At 57.6% G+C, this 3,472-nt stretch carries 3 protein-coding genes; 1 reads left to right on the top strand and 2 read right to left on the bottom strand.

What is annotated here, in order from left to right; genetic code table 11:
• Positions 1 to 206: 206 nt before the first annotated feature.
• Positions 207 to 1,688 carry an aldehyde dehydrogenase family protein gene (locus ABJK56_RS15210; RefSeq protein WP_347245523.1) on the top strand — a complete coding sequence of 494 codons (1,482 nt, stop codon included), beginning with the start codon at positions 207 to 209 and terminating at the stop codon, positions 1,686 to 1,688.
• A gap of 14 nt (positions 1,689 to 1,702) precedes the next feature.
• Here the strand turns inward: ABJK56_RS15210 and ABJK56_RS15205 are convergent, their stop codons facing one another.
• Positions 1,703 to 1,840, bottom strand: coding sequence for an SDR family oxidoreductase (locus ABJK56_RS15205; RefSeq protein ID WP_347245522.1), 138 nt, complete (start codon positions 1,838 to 1,840; stop codon positions 1,703 to 1,705).
• 139 nt (positions 1,841 to 1,979) lie between these two features.
• Positions 1,980 to 3,413 (bottom strand): ABC transporter substrate-binding protein, encoded by a 1,434-nt coding sequence (locus tag ABJK56_RS15200; RefSeq protein ID WP_347245521.1) that lies wholly within the window; start codon positions 3,411 to 3,413, stop codon positions 1,980 to 1,982.
• Positions 3,414 to 3,472 lie beyond the last annotated feature (59 nt).

The raw sequence follows: 3,472 nt of genomic DNA, 5'->3' as shown, positions 1-3,472 counted from the left end.
ATGTACTCAGGGATCTCCTTTGGGTTCGGGGGCCTCATGCAGCATCGCCTCGCCTACTATCCATGGAAGGACGTCCCGTACAAAATCATTCGTTTGGGAAAAATTGATCTGCTTGTCAGATGTTAAGTATCTTCAAAGCGGCATCGCCCCCCGACCCGTAGAGAAGGTTTATATATAAGTCATATTAGTAATGACTGTGATATAATATGGTGGATGAGTATAGGATGTTCATAGATGGGGAGTTCGTCGGCTCCCACTCGGGGACCACCTACGAGGTCACGAATCCGGCGAACGGCGGAGTGATAGCCCGCGTCCCGAAGGGTGATGCAGAGGACGTGAAGGCGGCGGCCGACGCGGCCTACGGAGCAAAGGGAAAGTGGGCCAACACTCACGTGTCGGAGAGGAGCAGGATCCTGCTGAAGATAGCGGACATATTGAGGGCCAACGCGGATCGCCTGGCGGAGCTGGAGACGCTGAACCACGGATCCCCCATCAGGAAGACGAAGAACTTCGACATTCCATCTGTGGCGGACGTCTTCGAGTACTACGCGGAGATCGCACGGGCGACGCTCGGCGAGGTGAACCCCGTGCCAGTTCCGGCGCTCGACGTGACTATTAAGGAGCCTGTGGGCGTCGCTGGCCTGATAATACCGTGGAACTTCCCGCTGCTGATGGCCGCCTGGAAGATAGCTCCTGCGCTCGCGGCCGGGAACACCGTGGTCGCGAAGCCCGCCAGCGTCACGCCGCTCACGCTGCTGGAGTTCGCGAGGCTCACTAAGGGCCTGCTGCCGAAGGGTGTTTTCAACGTGATCACTGGTCCGGGGGGCGTCGTGGGCAACGCCATGGTACTCAACGAGAGGATAGACCTGATATCGTTGACCGGCTCCACGGAGACCGGTCAGAGCATAATGGACATGGCGTCCAGAACCGTGAAGAGGCTCGCGCTGGAGCTCGGAGGAAAGAATCCGCTGATAGTGCTGGACGACGCCGACGTGGAGGCCGCGGTGGAGGGCGCCGTGATGGGCTCGTTCTTCAATTCCGGCCAGGTCTGCGCGACCAGCTCCAGAATATATGTGCACGAGAGTGTGCACGATGAATTCGTGAGGAAATTCGTCGAAGCGACCAAGAAGCTCGTGGTGGGGGATCCGATGGATCCCGGCACGGACATGGGACCCGTCGCGTACATGGAGCACAGGAGGAACATAGAGCGCTATATCGAGATCGGAGTGAAGGAGGGCGCCAAGATGGTGCTGGGAGGACCACCGCCCGCCGAGCTCAGCAAGGGAGCCTACGTCATGCCCACTATATTCGTCGACGGGAGGCAGGACATGACCATAGTGCAGGAGGAGATCTTCGGGCCCGTGGAGGTGGTGCTCAAGTTCAGGACGGACGATGAGGCCATAGAGATGGCGAACGGCACCAGGTACGGACTGGGCTCGTCAGTCTGGACGAGGGATATAGCCAGGGCAGCCAAGTTCATCAGGGGGATAGAAGCGGGCACTGTGTGGGTGAACGAGCACATCCCGGTGTTCCCCGAGACTCCATGGGGCGGATTCAAGATGAGCGGGACCGGGACGAAGGAGCTGTCGCCACATGCCCTCGACACGTACCTGAGGCTGAAGCATATCTCTATAGACCTGACTGGCCTGAAGAAGAAGCCGTGGTACAACATAGTCAACCCACACTGATAAGGGCAAACGCGTCATATGGCGGTCTCCCCGCCATCCACCACCAGCTCAGCCCCCGTTATGAAAGACGCACCGTCGGAGAGCAGAAAGATTATCGGATGGGCTATCTCCTCAGGGCTGGCGGCTCTACCGAGTAAAGCGCATCTAGCCATCCGGCGTCCATATTCGGTGGTTGGGCGATTCTCCTACGGCCTACGCCGGCCAGTTGACCGTTCATCCACCTTGATCGCTGGAAATTCTCCGTACCGTAAATTTATAAACATAATCAAATAAACTTTATAAAAATATAACTTATGGGAATATGCCCAGTACCGGTTGCGTCGTGGCGAGCTGGGGTGGCCAGACCACCTGCGTGTAGACTGAGTTGCTGGTTGAGTTGTAGAACGCCTCTAGGACTACAGGCTGGAAGTTAGCGCTGTGCCACGCCATCCCGCTGCTCGGATCCGTGAAGAAGACGGTGCCGCTCGGTGTGGGAGCGTAGAGCCTTATGAGGTGGCTCTCGAGGCCTGGCGTCAGCTTCAGGTTATCCAGCGCGTTGATCACGGCGGTGTTCTGCGTAGTCCCTGCGTCCTTGAGCGCGTACGCTATTATCCACATGTGATCGTATCCGGACGCAGCGAGCGCCCCCGGTATCTGACCGCTCAGCGCCTTGTATTCGGCCCTGAATTCATTCCACTTCGCCGCGATGGTTGGGTTGTTCGGGTTGCTCATGAGCGAATATGCGGTGCCCCCGACAAATGTGCCGATCGCGTATCTTCCGGCTGCGCTGTAGTACGATGGATCATCAGATATGGCGTCGTTGATCGTGAGGATCCCCTTCAGCGCGGGGACGGCCGCTGCCTGCTCCACGAAATTGGCCCTATCAGGGGGAACCAACGCCGTGATTATCGCGCCCGGGTTGTCGCTCACCAAGCGGGCAAGCGTTGGGCCGAACTCGGAGGTGCCCTCGGTGACGAAAATGGTGTCCACTAGCTTCGTATTATTCTGCCAGCCATTCGCGTATATCGTTTGGTTGATCGCGTACGCCTCCGTATTACCCCAGGTTCCCGACGTGGCCACGAGCACTATGCGCAAGGGCGTGGTTTGGTGTTCCAAGTCGAACCATGCATAGTGGAGGAACTCGACTTCGTTTGGATCCTGCACGGCCGCGGATGGCTCGTCATTGAACAGCATCGAAGCCGCATAATTCGGTGTATAGTTTGCGGTGGTTGTCAGATACTGGACCATGAGCTCGTCCATTATAGTGGGCTGGTTATACTGCTCAATAATAGGCATCATTGCCGCCTCACCACAGGGGCATATGGCGCTTATCAGAACCGCTGGATGGTAGGTAGTTATCGCCTGCGCGGTAACCGCAGGAAGAACGGCTGGACTACTCCGATCGTCCAACCACACCAGGTTGATGGTATAGTTGCCCGGTCCATTAGGTCCGTTTGCCAAGTATACCCCACCCTGCGAGTTTATCTGCGATGTTGCAAGTTGAGCTCCCCACAGAACCTGCTCACCCGACGCCGCGTCGCTGCCCGTCAGGTCCTGCGTCATCGCTATCGTCACCTGTCCCACTATGGCGTGGGTCGGCGTGGGGGTCGGCGTGGGGGTGGGGGTGGGGGTCGGCGGAGGTGGCCTGGTGGCGTAGTACGCGGCAACGCCCCCCACGACTACCACTATCACGACGACCGCTATTATTGCCCAAAGTGCTGTCCTAGATATAGCACTTCTCCGCATTTTCATTCAGCCTAGGAAAACAAGTATAATATAAACATAACGTTACTGTCAGTACTCCC

It is taken from the genome of Thermogutta sp. (genome assembly GCF_039793925.1).
In the GTDB taxonomy this organism is placed as follows: Bacteria; Planctomycetota; Planctomycetia; order Pirellulales; family Thermoguttaceae; genus Thermogutta.
Note: the sequence above shows the minus strand (reverse complement) of the source record. Positions and strands in the feature narration are given on the sequence as shown.